The sequence below is a fragment of the Pseudoalteromonas sp. P1-11 genome (assembly GCF_001399995.1).
GTDB classification, from domain to species: Bacteria; Pseudomonadota; Gammaproteobacteria; order Enterobacterales; family Alteromonadaceae; genus Pseudoalteromonas; species Pseudoalteromonas atlantica.
Window position 1 is genome coordinate 280,558 of the sequence record NZ_LJSP01000001.1, and the last position, 17,180, is coordinate 297,737.

Below are 17,180 nucleotides of genomic sequence, written 5' to 3' on the forward strand. Positions count from 1 at the left end.
AGTTGGTGTATTTAACCATTAAAGCCAGTCTAGTTAGTTTTAACTCGCAGTACCAGTATAAACTTAATTGATGAGTAGCGTATTTTCAATTGCATCAATTAATTCTTTTGAATTAGGAGCTACTTTACTGTTAAAGCGTTTAATTGTTTTACGATCAGCTGAAACTAAATATTTATAAAAGTTCCAGTTAGGTGAGCTGGTTTGCGCGTTTAAGTGTTTAAATATTGGATTTGCATCACTGCCGCGAACTTCGCTGGTAGTAAACATAGTAAAAGTAACGCCGTAATTAATAAAACACACTTTTGCTATGTCTTTTTCATCGTTTTCTTCTTGAAAAAAATCATCAGATGGAAAACCTAATACCACTAAACCTTTGTCTTTGTATTGTTGGTGTACTTTTTCAAGGCCTTCAAATTGAGATGTAAAACCACAGTTACTTGCTGTATTTACAATGAGCAAAGGGCGGTTTTTAAATTGGCATAAGTTTAAGGATTCTTTTGAGCGCAGCTTACGTATCTCTACATTTGTAAAGTCTTCACATTGTTGCTGCTGTTGTTTGCTGGGTAACGTGTCGTTTGCTTGGGCAGCTAAGCTCGTAATAAAAATACTGAGCCCTAGTATCGTTTTTTTTAACATACTCAACGCCTAAATTTATAATTGTTTGACTAGTCTATCTTACGCTAATATGCACAAAAGTGATCAACAATATTAAGCTGTTATGACTACACGTTTAGCCACTATAGAAGATTTACCTGCCATTGTCGCAATATACAACGAAACGATCGCCTCTCGTATGGTGACCGCCGATACCGAAGAAGTATCGGTACAGAGCAAACGTGAGTGGTTTAATAGCCACACCGATAAGCGGCCTATTTATGTTTATTGCGAAAATAACCAAGTACTTGCTTGGCTAAGTTATAAATCGTTTTATGGGCGCCCCGCATACGATGGCACCGTCGAAATGAGCATTTATATTACCAAAGCGGCGCAAGGTAAAGGACTTGGCAAAAAGCTGATGGAGTTTGCCCAAATAGAGGCTAAACAGCTAGGAATTGATGTATTGCTTGGTTTTATATTTAGCCACAACTTACCAAGTATTAAGTTATTCAAGCACTTTGGTTTTAGCGTATGGGGTGAGCTGCCTAATATCGCGGTAATGGATAACACACGCTACAGTTTAACAATATTCGGTAAGCATCTACCAAAATAGTTGTGGAGCTTATCGGTAAAAAAATCAAAATTAAGTCTAACAACCTATACCAACTAAGAAATTATAGGCTACGCTATTAACATATAAAGTGTTTACGATAGTGTGGCTTAATGAGTCGAAAAATTTTAATTGTAGATAGCAGCAGTGTTATCGCAATGAGAGTGAAAGTTTTACTAGAATTAATAGGTTGTGAGGCTGAGCTCGTTCATTACTCTATGATTGATTTATACTCTAACACCAGCCAGTATGACTTGGTAATTGGTGCTTACGGAGTGCCGTGTGAAGTAGTAAAGTCGATAGCTCAAAAAATCTCACAAGACCGATGTGTATTACTTGCCCCTAAAGCCGAAAGCGGTGAGCAACTTAGCGCCTTTAGCGAGCTTAATAAGTTAGTCCCAGATGCAACGGTTATTTATCCGTTTTTTTCAAATAAAGAAATTACCTCATTACTCGAAAATCTCTTAGAGCTTGGCTCTAGCCACGTTTTAAAACTCCCCACTATTTTACTTGTTGATCATATGCCTGAGCGCCTTGAAAAAATGAAAAGTAATTTAGTCGGGGCGCATATCAAAACGCTAACCGCAACCAGCGCAACTGAAGCGGTGACAGTGGCGAATGAAAACAGTATAGATATTTTAATTAGCGATTTTAGCTTTGAAGATGGCACCGGTTTAAATATTTTTTCTGCTATTAAAATGTCTCAGCCAGATTGCCGATGCTTATTGTTTACCGCACGCCCTGAGCAAGTTTCAATGATTGAGGCAATTCGTAAAGGGGTCGAAGATGTTTTAATAAAGCCTCTAACCGATAGCGTACTGCTGCAATCGGTACATAAATTGTGGCAAACAGAGCTTTTAAAACGCCGTAACGCTGAGCTAGTTGAGCGTTTGCAAGATACCGTTGATGCATTAATCGAAAAAGACAGCCTACTACAAGTTATTTATAAAAATACGCCTGACGCCATTATGTTATTTGAGCGCAGCGGCAAAGTAATAGAAGCAAACGATGCCTGCTTAAGGCTGTTTAAGCTGCCCTTTGACAAACTCGCGGGTTTTTCGGTATTTGAATTTTTAGATGAGGAATCAAGTGCTGAAATAAAAAATAAAATCAGCACACTCAATCGTAACCGCCAATTTAGTAGCGACCTACGTTTGCAAAAAACAGACGGCGGGTATATTCCGCTGGTTGGCTCGTTTAACGAAATAGACCACCATGGCGAAATTGCGTTAGCGGTTATATTTAAAAATGTAACTCACTTAAAACAAAAAGAAGAATTACTCCTTGAAGCCAAAGACCTACTTGAGGAGCAAGTACGAGCTCGTACTTCTCAGCTAGAGCATGCTAAAAATGTGGCCGAAGCTGCCAATTTAAGCAAATCGGAATTTTTGGCTAACATGTCGCACGAGTTACGCACCCCTATGCACTCTATATTAAGCTTTTCTCGATTTGGTTTGAGTAAGTTAGAAGCAGGCGATTTTGCTAAAGATAAACTTTTAAAGTACTTGTCGCGTATTGAAAGCAGCGGCGAGCGTTTATTGTCGTTATTAAACAACTTACTTGATTTATCAAAATTGGATGTGGGGAAATTTCCATTTAATCCACGCCCATACAATATAGAAAGTATTATAAAAACCAGTATTGATGATGTCTCTGGTACGGCTATGGAAAAAGAAATTGAAATTGTTTTTTCAAAACCCGGGCCAGTGGTTGTGCAGTGTGATGAAGAGCAAATTAATCAGCTATTGCGCAATGTGTTAGGTAACGCACTTAAATTTAGCGAACCTAAAAGTCGTATTGAAGTGAACTTAATGGCTGATCAAAGCAGCGCCATTATTGATGTAATAGACAATGGAATAGGTATACCTGAGGATGAATTAGAGCACGTGTTTACTAAATTTGTACAAAGCAGCAAAACGAACAGTGGCGCTGGTGGTACTGGTTTAGGGCTTGCGCTTTGTAGAGAGTTTGTAGCGCTTCATCAAGGCGAAATTACGGCAAGTAATAATAGCGATGGTGGTGCAACAATTAGGATTCAGGTACCCCTAGAAATAGATTTAGATGAGCATTTAGCCGATGATAAGCTAGCAGTGCAAGATAGCTAATTATATGTGTAAGTAATGTTTAAATTATATTTAATTGGATGATGAAAATATGGCCTTAACTAAAATTCTTGCTGTAGATGATGAACCTTTCAACCTTGAAATTATTGAAGAAATTTTAGAAGATCTTGATTTCGAATTACAAGTTGCCACAAGCGGCCCTGAGTGTTTAGCCATGGTTGAAGGCTACATGCCCCAAGTTATTTTACTTGATGTAAGTATGCCGCAAATGAATGGCTACGAAGTGTGTAAAGCATTAAAGGCGAATCCGAATACCGCGCATATAATTGTTATGTTTGTTTCCGCTAGAGGAACGGTTGAAGAGCGTATGGAAGGTTACTCAGTTGGTGCCGAGGATTACATTGTAAAACCGTTTGGGCATGATGAGCTTAAATCAAAACTTAAAAACTTAAACCAAGTATTAATAGAAAAACAAAGCCTTGAAAAACAAGTAGAAGATGCAACATCTACGGCATTTAACGCTATGGCAAACAGTAGCGAAATGGGGCAAATAGTTAACTACATTGAAAACATTGGTTTTATTAATAATCCGCAAGATTTAGGTAAAGCCTTAATAGACTGCTTACAAACGTTTGACCTACAAAGTAATGTTGAATTTAGACATGGCGATACAATAGAGCACTTTGCCCTTAATGGAGTGTGTTCGCCGATTGTAATTGAGCTGTTTGATATGCTTAAAAACAAAGGTCGCTTACATGAGTTTTCTCACCGAATATTAGTTAACTACGAGATGATTAGCTTGTTAATTCTGAACATGCCAGATCACGACCCAGATAAACACGGGCGTATTCGTGACCACGTTTGTTTTATTGTCAGTGTGACTGAACAGCAGTTACGTGCAATTATGACCAAGCAAATGCTTGAGTCGCAGCAGCAAAAGCTAAATGATGTAGCCAGCACAGTGCATAGTAAGTTTCATGGCTTGATTGGGTTACTAAACGAAAACCGCGAAAGTAACGAAAAGGTATTCAAGCAATTACAAGAAGACTTAGAAGTACGCATACCCACAATGGGGTTAGATGAAGACCAAGAGGTGTTTATTTATAAAAAAGTGGACGAAACTATTCAAAATTCAATTGCCAGAGAAGAGTCGGTTAAACAAGTTAAAGCCGCCTTTGCTGAAATTGAACAAGATTTATCTTTGTTACTTAAAAAATAAACCTCTCATAATAAGGCTCACCTGAGTGATTTACGCATCACGAGGTAAGCCTTTTTCGACAATTCTAATTAGGCGCTGTGTTTTACGAAGTTGTTCTCGTTGTTTATTATTTTGTTGCTCAAGCGCCCACTCTATATGCTCTTTTACTAGCTGCGAGCTAGACTCATGTTTGCTTTCTAAAGCGTTAATAATGCTAGGGCTAAAATCGGCATTGCCTAAACCCACCGCTAAATTACGCAGCCAACGTTCGTGACCAATACGGCGAATTGGGCTGCCTTCGGTATTTTTTAAAAAAGTAGGTTCGTCCCAGGCAAATAGCTCAAGTAAGTCTTTGTTTTTTAGTTGTGTACGGGGGTGGAAGTCTTGCTCATCGGTAATTTGACCATAACGGTTCCATGGGCAAACCAATTGGCAATCGTCGCAGCCATAAACTCGGTTCCCCAATAATGCACGGTATTGCTCAGGTATAGGGCCTTGGTGCTCAATGGTTAAGTACGAAATACATTTGCGTGCATCTACCACATACGGCTCTACAATTGCGCCTGTTGGGCAAAGCGTAATGCAAGCTACACATTTTCCGCAGCCTTCAAACGTGTTTTCATTATCTATTGGCAGGGGTAAATCAACAAAAAGCTCACCTAAAAAAAACCACGACCCAGCTTCTTGGTTTATTAATAAAGAGTGTTTACCTCGCCAGCCCAATCCCGCTTTTTCAGCAAGCTGGCGCTCAAGCACAGGCGCAGAGTCTACAAATGGCCTAAAACCGTAATCGCCAATTTCTTGCTCTATTTTTTGGCCCAGCTTTTTTAGTCGGTTGCGCATTAATTTGTGATAGTCACGCCCTAATGCGTAGCGGCTAATATAGGCTTTTTCGGTGTTTTTTAGTGTTTTGGCAAAACTAGCATCAGGGGGCAGGTAGTTCATTTTTACCGAAATAACCCGCTGGGTGCCAGGGACTAGTTCAGCAGGGCGTGCGCGTTTCATGCCGTGGGCTGCCATATAATCCATAGAGCCATGGTAGCCCGCATCTAACCAGCGCTGTAATTGTGCTTCGTGTTTAGATAGGTCTATATCGGTAATACCTACCTCACTAAAGCCGAGTTCTTGGCCCCAGGCTTTAATATTTTTGGCTAGCTGTTGATAGTTAGGGGTTGAGTTACTCACACACATTACACACTTAAATAATTAGCTGCGTAATTTACCATATTTATAAAGCGCTGTTGAATGTTGCCAGTTAAAATATTAAGGCAATATACCGCTCGGCTTTTGTTTTGTAATTGCTTATTGCACAAAACGCTTTAATTGCTGTTGTGTTTGTTGGCTAAGTGCATGTGATTGCTGGCTATTACTTAGTGCATGATCAATAGCGCTTTTAGCTTGCTCGCCTAAGGTAACAATTTGCTCTACCGATTGGTGAGTGTGCTGCTGCGCTTGCTCTAGCGTATGCACCGCATCCGCTATTTGCTGTAGCTGCTGTTGGTTTTGTTCAAACTCACCTAGCATTGTTTTAAACCCTTCAGAGGTATTACTAATGGCGCTTTGTGCGGTACTTGAGTGGCTAATTAACTGCTCACTTTCTTGATTGGTTTCGTTAACCAGCTCATTCATTTGGTTAATAAAGTCGCTTATTTGTCGGGTTGCGCCGCTTACTTTTACCGATAATGTACGTACTTCATCAGCAACAACCGCAAACCCTCTACCAGCTTCGCCAGCGCGTGCCGCTTCAATGGCAGCGTTTAGTGCCAGTAAATTAGTTTGATCCGAAAACTCCTCAACCATTTTTAAAATGCTGCGAATGTTTTCGCTGTTTTCTTTAAGGCCAGACACCGTTTTAGAAAATCTTTGCAGCAAGGTACCAATAAGCGACACCTTATCGACTAAGCTTGCAAGCTCTTGCGACGAAAGCTTAACAAAGTCTAAGTGCTCGCTGTTAACGCTATGCACGCTGTCGGTATTGCTCACTATGCCCTCTAAGCTTTGCACTATTTGGTTACTCGCATTAATAATATTGTGGCTTAGCTGAGTTTGCTGCTCACTTAAGTGCTGCGTATTTTGCATAGCGGTATTTACATCAACATTACTTTGCTCACTGGCTTTAGCGCTGGCGTGAGTTGTACTTAGTAAATCACTTAAGTGGTTAGTAAATAAGTTATATTGCGTACTTAGTTCTTTAAATTCGTCAAAAGAAAATTGCGGTAAGTTGGCGGCTAAATTAGCCTCTTGCTGGTTTATGTTTACTAAAGTGTCGCACATAGCTTTTACAGGGCGCACTATTAAATAGCGCATATAAAAAATAGTAAAGGCAAAGCCCGCTACAATAACCAAGGTTAACAACCAAAATGCGCTAGTACTGTGCTGCTCGCTTAAGCTTTGATATAACCAAAATAAGGTAATGGCCTGAAACAAAAAAACAAAGCTTAAATTACCCACTATTTTACGCGTAAGCGTATAAAAAAATGTTCGCTCAATATAATTATAAAATTGCATTACACCACTCATTTATTGCTTACCCATCTAGGGCGTGTTGACCTTTGATGGTTGAACATGCGCTGCCCTTTGGGTTCTGCCTAAGGGCGATAAACTCTTTGTTGCCTACATGGATGTAGGTAAGGGGCGTGAGCNGCCGCGATTTAATCGCCCCTAGATTGAACAAATTTCAATCCGCAAAGAACATCACGCCCTAGCTAGATTATCGACTAAGTTACCGTTAACTCAAGTAATAATGTTTGCTAAATATTTTTTAGAACGAGCGGGGTAATTAGTAAAAATACCATGCACCCCAATTTTTAGCATAAAATCCATGTCTTCTGGCCTATCTACGGTGTAGGCATAAACTTGCAGGCCTCGCGCTATGGCATCATCTACAAAAGCTTTATTTACAAAGCTTTTGTCTACATGAACACTATACGCATTTAACTGTTGAGCAAACTGTGCATAATTTAATGGAATTGATGAGGTTAACGCGCCAATGTGTAACCACGGTAACCTATTTTTAAGCCAATGAATTTGATGGTGATCAAACGACGACACTAAAATATTACCTTTAGTAATAACGCCTTTAGCAATATTGTTGTTTAAAATAGTGGCAAACTTTTCAAGCTCAAAGGTATGTTTAAGCTCTATATTGAGTAATGTTTTATTGTTATTCCAATCAAGTAATTGCTGTAGAGTGGGGATTTGCTCGCCGTTACCGGCATCCAACAGACTAAGTTGCTGCGCCGTAAAGTCGCTTACTTTACCGTGCCCGCTGGTGGTTCTATCTAGCCACGAGTCGTGTATGAGCATATAGTCATCAAGCGCACTTTGAATATCAACTTCAATGCCATCTACCCCTACATTTAACGCTTCTAAAATAGCGCTTTTAGTGTTTTCTGGGTAATTGCCGCTTGCCCCGCGGTGCGCAAATATTTTCATTTTCTAGCCTTTTGAGTAATAGACCACGTTTCAAAACAGGCTGCACTGACTATAAGTGCACCGCCAATAAGTGTTAGTAGCGTTGGGCGCTCATGAATAATAACAATAGCCAACAAAGTGCCGTAAAGCGGCTGCAAGCACGAAATTAACCCCGCAGTAGCTGCCGATAAGTGCTTTAAACTCGCTGCAAACAGCGAGTGCGGTGTAGCGGTAAAAATAATACCCGCCACAGCAATTAAAATAAGGTCGTGGTTACTCACCTCATACACAGGGACCTTAATAAATGCGCAAAGCATAACACTTGCCACTAAGGTTTGATAAAACATGGTTTGTGGGCCGCCATACTGGCTAAAAAAGCGCTTATGGGTAATATTTCTAATCGAAAAAAACAAAGCCGAAACCACACCCATAATAACCCCTAAGGTTACATCGTCGCCTAAATTTGCGCTGGGTACGAGTAAATATATACCTAATACAACCACAGCTGCGCTTATAATATCTTTTGCTTGGGGCCTGCTTTTATTAAACAAGGGCTCTAAAAATACCGTCATTACTGGGTAGCTAAAAAAAGCCAGCATACCCACAGTTACGCCCGCCATTTGCATGCCTGCAAAGTAAGTAACCCAATGCATACCTACCGCTACACCTAAAAATAACGCAATGAGGTAATCTTTTGGTTTGTTTAACTTAATTTGTTTTTTTTGAAAATACAGCATAGCCAAAATTGCCATGCCAGCAATAGCGGTACGATACACCGTAATATCAATTGCATTTAACCCTATTAACTTTGCAAAAAGGGCGGTGCCCCCAAAAAGTAACACGGCAATATGTAAGTAAATCAGGCTTTGCTGTTGTGGCTGCATTTAAATGAGAACTCCTTTTTTTATTATCTTATCACTGGGTACGAACTCACAGGATGAAATTTTTAAAACATGACAAATGTCAGCAAAGTTAATGACATTTCACACTCTTATTATTTTTCGGCTTTGGCATAGTTAACTTATCTTAATGGGAGGTGGCTATGAATACGTTAATTTTAATAAGTCTCGCTATTAGCGAGTTTTTAGAATCACTTAGCTTTAGTGTTTCAATAAATGATTACTTTATACTCATTAGTATTTTTGTGTTATTTATATTTATTAATAAAAATAATGTTATAAGCAATAACAATGAACTAGGGGCACTGGCATGAGTACAACAAATACGCTTTCAAAGCCCAGTAATAAAAAGTTTTGGGAATACGCACCTTTAATTTTTACTGGGTTTTATTTGCTTCCGACTCTTTTTAATCTATCTAACTTGCCAGTCAATACCATTGTAATGAGCGTGGCGTTTTATATTGTATTTATTTTGCTTTACATAAAAGCCATGCACTGTGAAACAAAGCGTATAACAACGCTGTTTGTTATTATGTTAGTGGTGTGTTTTAGCGCCACATTTTATACCACAGGTACCTCTACATTATTTGGTTTTATCGCGTTTATAGCTGGTGAGTCTTACGCTAAAAAAAGCAGATTATATGCCGTTTTTAGCCTCATATTTACGGTGGCGTTAAGCGCCTATTTGGCAGATATAGCAAACATAAAATACTTTTTAGCCGGCACTTTATTAATTTCAGGAGCGCTGCTGGCCTTTGGCATTGCAACCCAAAAAGAGCGCCTGCATAAAAAGCGCGAACAAGAAAGCGCTAACCAATTAGAGCAATTAGCTGCTATTGCTGAGCGCGAACGAATAGCGCGCGACCTACACGATATTTTAGGCCACTCACTATCATCTATTGCTTTAAAAGCCGAGCTTGCTAATAAGCTAAATCAAGGAGAGCGCTACGAACAAGCCAATAACGAAATAGCACAAGTAGCAGATCTAGCAAGGCAGTTACTTAGCGATGTAAGAAACGCCGTAAGCGATTTAAAACAACTTAATTTAATAAGCCAAATAGCCCAGCTTAAACAAAGGCTAATAGAGCAAGACTTTAACGTTAACTTTAATGTTGTATTAAATACCTTGCCTCCTAAAGTAGAAGGGATCGCAGGGCTTATAATTAAAGAAGCGGTAACTAATTTATTACGCCATAGCAGTAATAAAAACGCCGAAATAAATATAGAGCAAACACAGCATCAGCTGCATATAAGTGTGGTTGATAACGCACCTTGCAGCACGTTAAACGCAGGTAACGGTTTAAATGGTATTAAAGAGCGTGCAGAGCAACTTAATGGCCATGCCACGTTTACCTGTGGCGAGAAGTTTACTTTAAACGTAATGCTGCCAATTTCAGCTAAGGATTAACAATGATCAAAGTATATTTAGTGGAAGATCAAGCACTCGTGCGCGACGCTGTAGGGGCATTGTTAAGCCTTGATTTTAATATTGAAGTGATAGGCCAAGCCAGTAACGGCCAAGATGCACTTAATGCAATAAAAGCACTGGCCGATGAGGCATTGCCAGACATAATTTTAACCGATATTGAAATGCCACACATGAGCGGTATAGAGCTAAGTGAGCAAATAGCGGCCACGTTCCCAACCATTAAAATGGTTATTATGACCACGTTTTCGCGAGCTGGTTATATTAGGCGCTCGCTCGCCCTAGGCGTTAAAGGTTTCATTTTAAAAGAAGCGCCAAGTGATGAGCTTATCAATGCACTTAAAAAGGTAATGCAAGGGCAAAAGGTTATAGACCCAGAGCTTGCCATTAACGCGCTTGACGATGCCGACCCGCTCACCGATAAAGAGCGCAAAGCACTTAAGCTTGCAAGCGATGGCTTAAAAACAAGCGAGATAGCCAAACAGCTGTTTATAAGCGAAGGCACAACACGTAATTATTTATCCGATGCTATCGCAAAACTCAATGCCACTAACCGCGTAGATGCAGCGCGTATTGCAAAGCAAAAAGGCTGGTTATAATCGCGCTTATATTAAGTGATGATTAAGGCCATTAAGCGTATGTTTTACTTATTAAAGCGGTTTATTAAAAGTTTCATACGCTTTTACCTGTCTCATTTTACGTATATGGGTTAAAATACCTACATAACCAACTAACAAGATAGTGAATGTCAAACCAAGATCCAAATCTCAGCCGAGAACAAGAAAAGTACGAAAACCCAGTCCCTAGTCGTGAGTTTATACTTACTCACCTTCAAGAGCGTTCAAAACCTGCTAACTTCACGCAACTTTGTGATGAATTAGCTGTAAACGATACCGAACGCCAAATTGCATTTAAGCGCCGCCTTCGTGCCATGGAGCGCGATGGCCAATTGTATTTTAATAAGTTTAAATGTTACGCCCTAATTGACGAAGCCGGTTTAACCAAAGGCAAAGTAATTGGCCACAGAGACGGTTTTGGCTTTTTAGAAGTTGAAGGCGAGAGCAAAGATTGGTTTATAGCCAAGCATCAAATGAACATGGTGCTGCACGGCGACATCGTACTTGCTAAAGGCACAAAACGTGGCTCAGGCTCAAAATGTGATGCCCGCATAATTAAAGTACTCACCAACGAGCGCGCACCTATTGTAGGGCGTTACTTTGTTGAGCATGGTATTGCAGTTGTTGTAGCAGAAGACCCACGTATTACCCAAGATATTATTATTCTGCCAGGCAGTGAAAACGGCGCGCGCCATAACCAAATGGTGCAAGTGCAAATCACTCAAAACCCTAGCCGTAACATGAACGCGGTAGGTAAAATTATTGACGTACTGGGCGAGCATTTAGCGCCAGGTATGGAAATAGAGGTGGCACTGCGCAATCACGATATTCCTCATGTTTGGCCAGAAGAAGTGGAAGAACAAGTTGCTCATTTAGGTGAGTTTGTTGATGAATCCGACAAACAAGGCCGTGTAGATTTACGCGACCTGCCACTGGTCACCATAGATGGTGAAGACGCCCGCGACTTTGATGATGCCGTATATTGTGAGCGTAAAAAATCTGGCGGCTGGCGCTTATGGGTAGCCATTGCTGATGTATCACATTATGTAGGTATGAACACGCCGCTAAATAAAGAAGCGATTGCTCGCGGTAACTCAGTGTATTTTCCTGAGCAAGTAATTCCAATGCTGCCAAAAGTGTTGTCGAACGGTTTATGTTCGCTTAACCCTAAAGTAGACCGCCTTTGTATGGTGGCCGAAATGACGGTATCAGACGCAGGTAAGCTTTCGGGTTATAAGTTTTACGAAGCGGTGATGAACTCGCATGCGCGTTTAACTTACACCAAAGTAAACGCCATTTTACAAGGCGATGAAAAGCTACGCGAAGAATACGCACCCGTAGTGCCACATTTAACTGACTTACAGCAAATGTATATGGCGCTTAAATCGGCGCGCCAAACCCGTGGTGCTATTGAGTTTGAAACGCTCGAAACGCGTTTTGTATTTAACGCACACCGTAAAATAGAATCAATTGTGCCGGTTGTTCGTAACGACGCGCACAAACTGATTGAAGAATGTATGATTTTAGCCAACGTATCGGCCGCTAAATTATTAGAAAAACACGAAGCCAGCGCGCTTTACCGTGTGCACGATGAGCCAGATCAAGAAAAACTAGGTAACTTTACTCAGTTTTTAAGTGAACTTGGCATTCAAAGCACATTAAGTGATGAGCCAACACCGAAAGAAATTACCCAAGTGTTAGCCCGTTTAGGCGACCGCCCAGAGGCCGAGCTTATTCAAACCATGCTGCTTCGTTCAATGAAGCAAGCGGTTTATCAGCCAGATAACATAGGCCACTTTGGCTTGGCGCTGCCTGCGTATGCACACTTTACCTCACCGATTCGCCGTTACCCTGATTTAGTGGTACACCGTGCAATTAAAGCGGTAATAAAAGCACAAGGTCAGCAAACATCGGGCGCATACGCGTACACCGATGATGAAGTAGACCAACTAGGCGAGCAGTGTTCAACCACCGAGCGCCGCGCAGACGACGCAACGCGTGAAGTTGCCGACTGGCTTAAATGTGAGTTTATGCAAGATCACGTGGGTGATGAGTTTAACGGGGTTATTTCATCCGTTACTAACTTTGGCTTATTTATACGCCTAGACGACTTACAAATTGATGGCCTGATCCATGTTACTAATTTAGGTGATGAATACTTCCATCATGATGGTGCAAAACACACCCTAATTGGCGAGCATACACATACCGTTTACCGCCTTGGCGATAAAGTAACGGTACAAGTTGCTTCGGTAAGTTTAGATGAGCGCCGTATAAATTTAACGCTCAGTGGTGATGTAGCTCAAGATAGATACGCGCGTCGCCGTGGCTCAGCTAAAGGAGCAGGGCGCGGTAAATCAAGCCATGCACCAGCAAGTGTAAGATCGCAGCTTAAAGCGGGTAAAATCCCTGGCAAAAACACATCAGGCGATGAAAAACCCAAAGCTGGTAAAAAACCAGCCAGTAAAAGCAAAGGCAAACCAGCGGGTAAGTCTGGCGCAAAGCCAGCCGGAAAAAAAGCCGCTGAAACCACCGCTAAGAAAAAACCGAAAAAAAAGGCAGTTAAAAAGCCTAAAAGACCAGGCAAAAATGCCCGTAAACGTAATAGCCCAGGAGCAAACAATACGTGAGTAATGAATTAATTTTTGGCTTTCACTCTGTTGAAGCAATTTTAGCAAAAGAGCCAGAGCGTTTTTTAGAAATTTATGCCCTAAAAGGTCGTGATGATAAGCGCTTAACCCCGATTATTAATGAAGCACGTAAATTTGGTATTTCTGTACAATTTATGCAGCGAAAAGCGCTAGATAACAAAGCAAACGATGAGCAGCACCAAGGTATTATTGCCAATGTAAAAGCTGCGCGTGTTTACAACGAAAAAGATTTAGATGAGATCATTGCTCGCGAAGACACGCCGTTTTTATTAGTACTTGATGGCATAACCGATCCGCATAATTTAGGTGCCTGCCTACGTAGCGCAGATGCAGCAGGTGTACACGCTATAATTGTACCTAAAGATAAGTCGGCCAAGCTTAACGGCACAGCACGAAAAGTAGCCTGTGGCGCAGCCGAAACCGTACCGCTTATTCAGGTAACAAACCTGGCGCGTACGCTTCGCGAAATTAAAGACGCAGGCGTATGGGTTGTGGGCACAGCTGGCGAAACAGACACCCACGTGTTTGATGCAAACCTTACTGGGCCAATGGCAATAGTAATGGGAGCAGAGGGCGAGGGCATGCGCCGTTTAACGCGTGAGCATTGCGACGTGTTAGTTAAAATTCCGATGGCAGGAAGTGTTTCTAGCTTAAATGTATCGGTAGCCACCGGTATTTGTTTATTTGAAGTGCTACGCCAACGTAACGTAAATAACTAATATCCAGTTGCTTAATTAATATATTTATTTTTAGGCAGCTAAGCGTGTCGATAGACAAAAACTCGTTATTTAATCGTTTAAATAAGGGTTTTAGTTAGCGCCAGGTTTAGCTTACAAAACGCCGAGGTTAGTTTAACCTCGGCGTTTTTTATGTAGCGTAGTTGGTAATTTTACAGGTTAAGCAAATCGCCAACGCGTACTAATAGCCTAAACGTAATGCGATAAACTCGGCGAGTTTGTCTACTGCGTGCTCCGACTCCCCACCGCTTTTTATTAAGCTAATGCCTATGCTACCAAGAGCTGGTAAATATTTACTTTTCGCCTGAAAATTAAGATCGCTTGGCACCGTACTTTTAGCCAGTACAGTAATACCTAAGCCTTCTTTTATGGCGGCTATTAATCCGGTTAAATCGGCATTGCTGTAAACAATTCGGTATTTTATATTGGCACTTTTAAGTGCATCTGTAGCGCGGCGCCTATAAATACAGCCCTCGGGCGCGGTGACTAAGGTTACTACCTCATTTTTTGCCTGTGCTAGGTCACCCACCCATACTAGCTCGTCTTGCATAAAAATAGGGAACTTGTCTGAATTAAGGCGCTCGTTAAGCGCTAAAACAAGATCAAATTGATCTTGCCTTGAGGCTGACAGTAAATGTTTACTTAAGCGCGATTTAACCTCCAGCGATACCTCAGGATAAAGCGAGACAAAATCACCAATAATTGAGGGCAAAATACGTGCTGCAAATTCGCTAGGAATACCCAAGCGCACTTTACCGGTTATGCTCTCTGAGGTGAACTGCTGCAAAATAGCATCGTTATACTGCATCATTTGTTTTGCCATAGGCAAAAGTAGCTCACCGTACTGATTAAGCACCTGGCGCTGGCCCTGCTTTTTAAATAATTTATAACCGAGTAAATCTTCAAGGCGTTTAATTTGCAAGCTTACCGCAGGTTGCGATAACCCAAGTAGGTCGCCGGCTTTTGCAAATCCACCTACCTCAACAACCATTACAAAGGTGCGCAAACTGTCGGTTGATATGTTTTTCATATTTAAAATTACAATTTATATAGCTACATATATAAGTATTATTTATCAATTGATAAATAATTACAATTTGTTGTTGTCACAGTGGCGCAATATACTTTTGGTATCAAAAATACACAGGTGTTTGTTATGACTTTTAACCCAATAATGTTTGCCCGCCACAGCAATGCTGCAAGTGCAGTTACCAATGCCGTGCAAGCAAATAACAACCTCGTTGTAATGGATTTTAGTGGCAGTGAAACCAGTGTATTTTTAAGCACTATTTTAGGGTTAGATCTCACAAAGCTTACAGCCAGCGGCTTAGGCTTAAAAGGCACGCTAGATGGCGATTTAAATTCTGATTACAGCTTTGCCGTTTATTACTTTAGCGAAACCGCATTTAGATTTGTATTACCGCACAGCGCAAGCTTGCAATTACAAGCACTGATAAACGAGCAACAACTTCGTTTTGATATTGATTATGTACTACGTAGCGACCTTGCAACCCTTGCGCTGTGTGGAGCAAACGCATTTGATACCTTAATTAGCGCGTTTAAATTAACGCCAGGGCTGCGTTTATCTAACCCGCAACTATGTTATGGCGCGCAAAGCGGCGAAGTATTTATTACCGCCATAGATAAAAACGACGAACAGCACTTTGTGTTAGTAGCCAAGCAACAAGAACTACAAAAATGGCAACAGCATTTACAAGCACAAGGTTTTGCCCTAATGCAAAACGAAGCTGCCTAATACATAAATAACCGGTAAACATAACCGTGTTTGCCTGTTTAGTTAAATCTATTTAAGCCACGCCCGCACAGGGTTAATTTAAAAGTGAAGGAATGTTATGACTTCTAAAACTGTACTACATGCTAAGCACCTTGAAGCAGGCGCAAAAATGGTTGATTTTCATGGCTGGGAAATGCCAATCAACTACGGCTCACAAATAGAAGAACACAATGCAGTGCGTACCGATGCAGGTATGTTTGACGTATCACACATGACCATTGTTGATATTGAAGGCGAACAAGCAAAAGCATTTTTACGTAAGTTAGTAGCAAACGACGTAGCAAAATTAACAGTCCCTGGTAAAGCGCTTTACACGGGCATGCTTAACGAGCAAGGCGGTGTAATCGACGATTTAATTATTTACTACTTTAGCGAAACGTTTTATCGCTTAGTGGTAAACTCTGCCACCCGCGAAAAAGATTTAGCTCACTTAGCTAAAGTATCTGCCGACTTTACAGTAACCGTAACTGAGCGCCCAGAGTTTGCAATGATTGCAGTACAAGGCCCTAACGCAAAAGCAAAAACAGCCACACTTTTAAATGCTGAGCAACAAGCAGCCGTTGAAGGTATGAAGCCATTTTTTGGTGTACAAGTGGGTGATTTATTTATTGCCACAACGGGTTATACTGGCGAAGACGGTTACGAAATTGTAGTACCGAACGAGCAAGCAGCCGATTTATGGCAACAACTGCTAGATGCAGGTGTAGCGCCAGCCGGTTTAGGTGCACGCGACACGCTACGTTTAGAAGCAGGTATGAACCTTTACGGCCTAGATATGGACGAAAGCGTATCGCCACTTGCAGCTAACATGGCATGGACTATTGCATGGGAACCAGAAGATCGTGACTTTATTGGTCGTGACGTACTTGTTAAGCAACGCGCCGAAAAAAGCACCCCTAAACTTGTTGGTTTAGTGCTTGAAGAAAAAGGCGTATTGCGTAGCGGCTCAAAAGTAATTGTTGAAGGTGGAGAAGGGGTAATTACCTCAGGTACTTTCTCACCAACACTTGGTTTTAGTGTAGCTCTTGCACGTGTACCGCGTTCAACAGGGGATACAGCCCAAGTAGAAATGCGCAAAAAATTAGTTAACGTTAAAGTAGTAAAGCCTAGCTTTGTACGTAACGGCAAATCAATCATTTAAAAATTTGGTTATACCAATCACAATAATTATTG

The 17,180-nt window shown here is 41.1% G+C and carries 16 protein-coding genes; 10 read left to right on the top strand and 6 right to left on the bottom strand.

Annotation, left to right across the window (positions count from 1 at the left end; genetic code table 11):
- Positions 1-63: 63 nt before the first annotated feature.
- Positions 64-636: a glutathione peroxidase gene (locus AN390_RS01295; RefSeq protein ID WP_004589433.1), complete on the bottom strand. Its 573-nt coding sequence runs from the start codon at positions 634-636 to the stop codon at positions 64-66.
- Between the two features lie 82 nt (positions 637-718).
- On the opposite strand from AN390_RS01295, the gene AN390_RS01300 reads away from it, so the two are divergent.
- The 3 genes from AN390_RS01300 to AN390_RS01310 all read left to right on the top strand — a co-directional run bounded on the left by AN390_RS01300 (position 719) and on the right by AN390_RS01310 (position 4,489).
- The gene (locus tag AN390_RS01300) at positions 719-1,210 is read left to right on the top strand and encodes a GNAT family N-acetyltransferase (protein ID WP_055252747.1); all 492 of its coding nucleotides are present in this window, start codon (positions 719-721) and stop codon (positions 1,208-1,210) included.
- A gap of 110 nt (positions 1,211-1,320) precedes the next feature.
- Positions 1,321-3,312, top strand: a complete 1,992-nt coding sequence (locus AN390_RS01305; RefSeq protein ID WP_055252748.1) for an ATP-binding protein — start codon at positions 1,321-1,323, stop codon at positions 3,310-3,312.
- Positions 3,313-3,361: 49 nt separating this feature from the next.
- Positions 3,362-4,489, top strand: coding sequence for a PleD family two-component system response regulator (locus AN390_RS01310; protein ID WP_024033288.1), 1,128 nt, complete (start codon positions 3,362-3,364; stop codon positions 4,487-4,489).
- Between the two features lie 30 nt (positions 4,490-4,519).
- Here AN390_RS01310 and queG read toward each other — a convergent pair whose 3' ends face one another.
- The 4 genes from queG to AN390_RS01330 form a co-directional block, all read right to left on the bottom strand.
- Positions 4,520-5,653 carry a tRNA epoxyqueuosine(34) reductase QueG gene (gene queG, locus AN390_RS01315; RefSeq protein WP_055252897.1) on the bottom strand — a complete coding sequence of 378 codons (1,134 nt, stop codon included), beginning with the start codon at positions 5,651-5,653 and terminating at the stop codon, positions 4,520-4,522.
- A gap of 117 nt (positions 5,654-5,770) precedes the next feature.
- The gene (locus AN390_RS01320; RefSeq protein WP_055252749.1) at positions 5,771-6,988 is read right to left on the bottom strand and encodes a methyl-accepting chemotaxis protein; all 1,218 of its coding nucleotides are present in this window, start codon (positions 6,986-6,988) and stop codon (positions 5,771-5,773) included.
- Positions 6,989-7,201: 213 nt separating this feature from the next.
- Positions 7,202-7,903, bottom strand: a complete 702-nt coding sequence (locus AN390_RS01325; protein ID WP_055252750.1) for a glycerophosphodiester phosphodiesterase family protein — start codon at positions 7,901-7,903, stop codon at positions 7,202-7,204.
- Entirely contained in the window at positions 7,900-8,766 is an 867-nt protein-coding gene (locus AN390_RS01330; RefSeq protein WP_024033283.1) for a DMT family transporter, read from the bottom strand. The genes AN390_RS01325 and AN390_RS01330 overlap by 4 nt, the downstream gene beginning before the upstream one ends.
- Positions 8,767-8,924: 158 nt before the next feature.
- Between AN390_RS01330 and AN390_RS19760 the strand changes: the two genes are divergently transcribed.
- The 5 genes from AN390_RS19760 (at position 8,925) to rlmB (ending at position 14,194) form a co-directional block, all read left to right on the top strand.
- Entirely contained in the window at positions 8,925-9,095 is a 171-nt protein-coding gene (locus tag AN390_RS19760; protein ID WP_024033282.1) for a hypothetical protein, read from the top strand.
- Entirely contained in the window at positions 9,092-10,189 is a 1,098-nt protein-coding gene (locus AN390_RS01335; RefSeq protein ID WP_055252751.1) for a histidine kinase, read from the top strand. The genes AN390_RS19760 and AN390_RS01335 overlap by 4 nt, the downstream gene beginning before the upstream one ends.
- A gap of 2 nt (positions 10,190-10,191) precedes the next feature.
- On the top strand, positions 10,192-10,806 hold the full coding sequence (locus tag AN390_RS01340) for a DNA-binding response regulator (RefSeq protein WP_029772010.1): 615 nt from the start codon (positions 10,192-10,194) through the stop codon (positions 10,804-10,806).
- Positions 10,807-10,952: 146 nt separating this feature from the next.
- Positions 10,953-13,454, top strand: coding sequence for a ribonuclease R (rnr, locus tag AN390_RS01345; protein ID WP_055252752.1), 2,502 nt, complete (start codon positions 10,953-10,955; stop codon positions 13,452-13,454).
- Positions 13,451-14,194: a 23S rRNA (guanosine(2251)-2'-O)-methyltransferase RlmB gene (gene rlmB, locus AN390_RS01350; RefSeq protein ID WP_024033280.1), complete on the top strand. Its 744-nt coding sequence runs from the start codon at positions 13,451-13,453 to the stop codon at positions 14,192-14,194. Before rnr ends, rlmB begins: the two co-directional genes overlap by 4 nt.
- 199 nt (positions 14,195-14,393) lie before the next feature.
- Here the strand turns inward: rlmB and AN390_RS01355 are convergent, their stop codons facing one another.
- The gene (locus tag AN390_RS01355) at positions 14,394-15,242 is read right to left on the bottom strand and encodes a LysR family transcriptional regulator (RefSeq protein ID WP_024033279.1); all 849 of its coding nucleotides are present in this window, start codon (positions 15,240-15,242) and stop codon (positions 14,394-14,396) included.
- 126 nt (positions 15,243-15,368) lie between these two features.
- On the opposite strand from AN390_RS01355, the gene AN390_RS01360 reads away from it, so the two are divergent.
- Together AN390_RS01360 and gcvT are read left to right on the top strand one after the other, a co-directional pair.
- On the top strand, positions 15,369-15,968 hold the full coding sequence (locus AN390_RS01360; RefSeq protein WP_004587594.1) for a hypothetical protein: 600 nt from the start codon (positions 15,369-15,371) through the stop codon (positions 15,966-15,968).
- A gap of 97 nt (positions 15,969-16,065) precedes the next feature.
- On the top strand, positions 16,066-17,148 hold the full coding sequence (gene gcvT, locus AN390_RS01365) for a glycine cleavage system aminomethyltransferase GcvT (RefSeq protein WP_055252753.1): 1,083 nt from the start codon (positions 16,066-16,068) through the stop codon (positions 17,146-17,148).
- Positions 17,149-17,180: the final 32 nt, after the last annotated feature.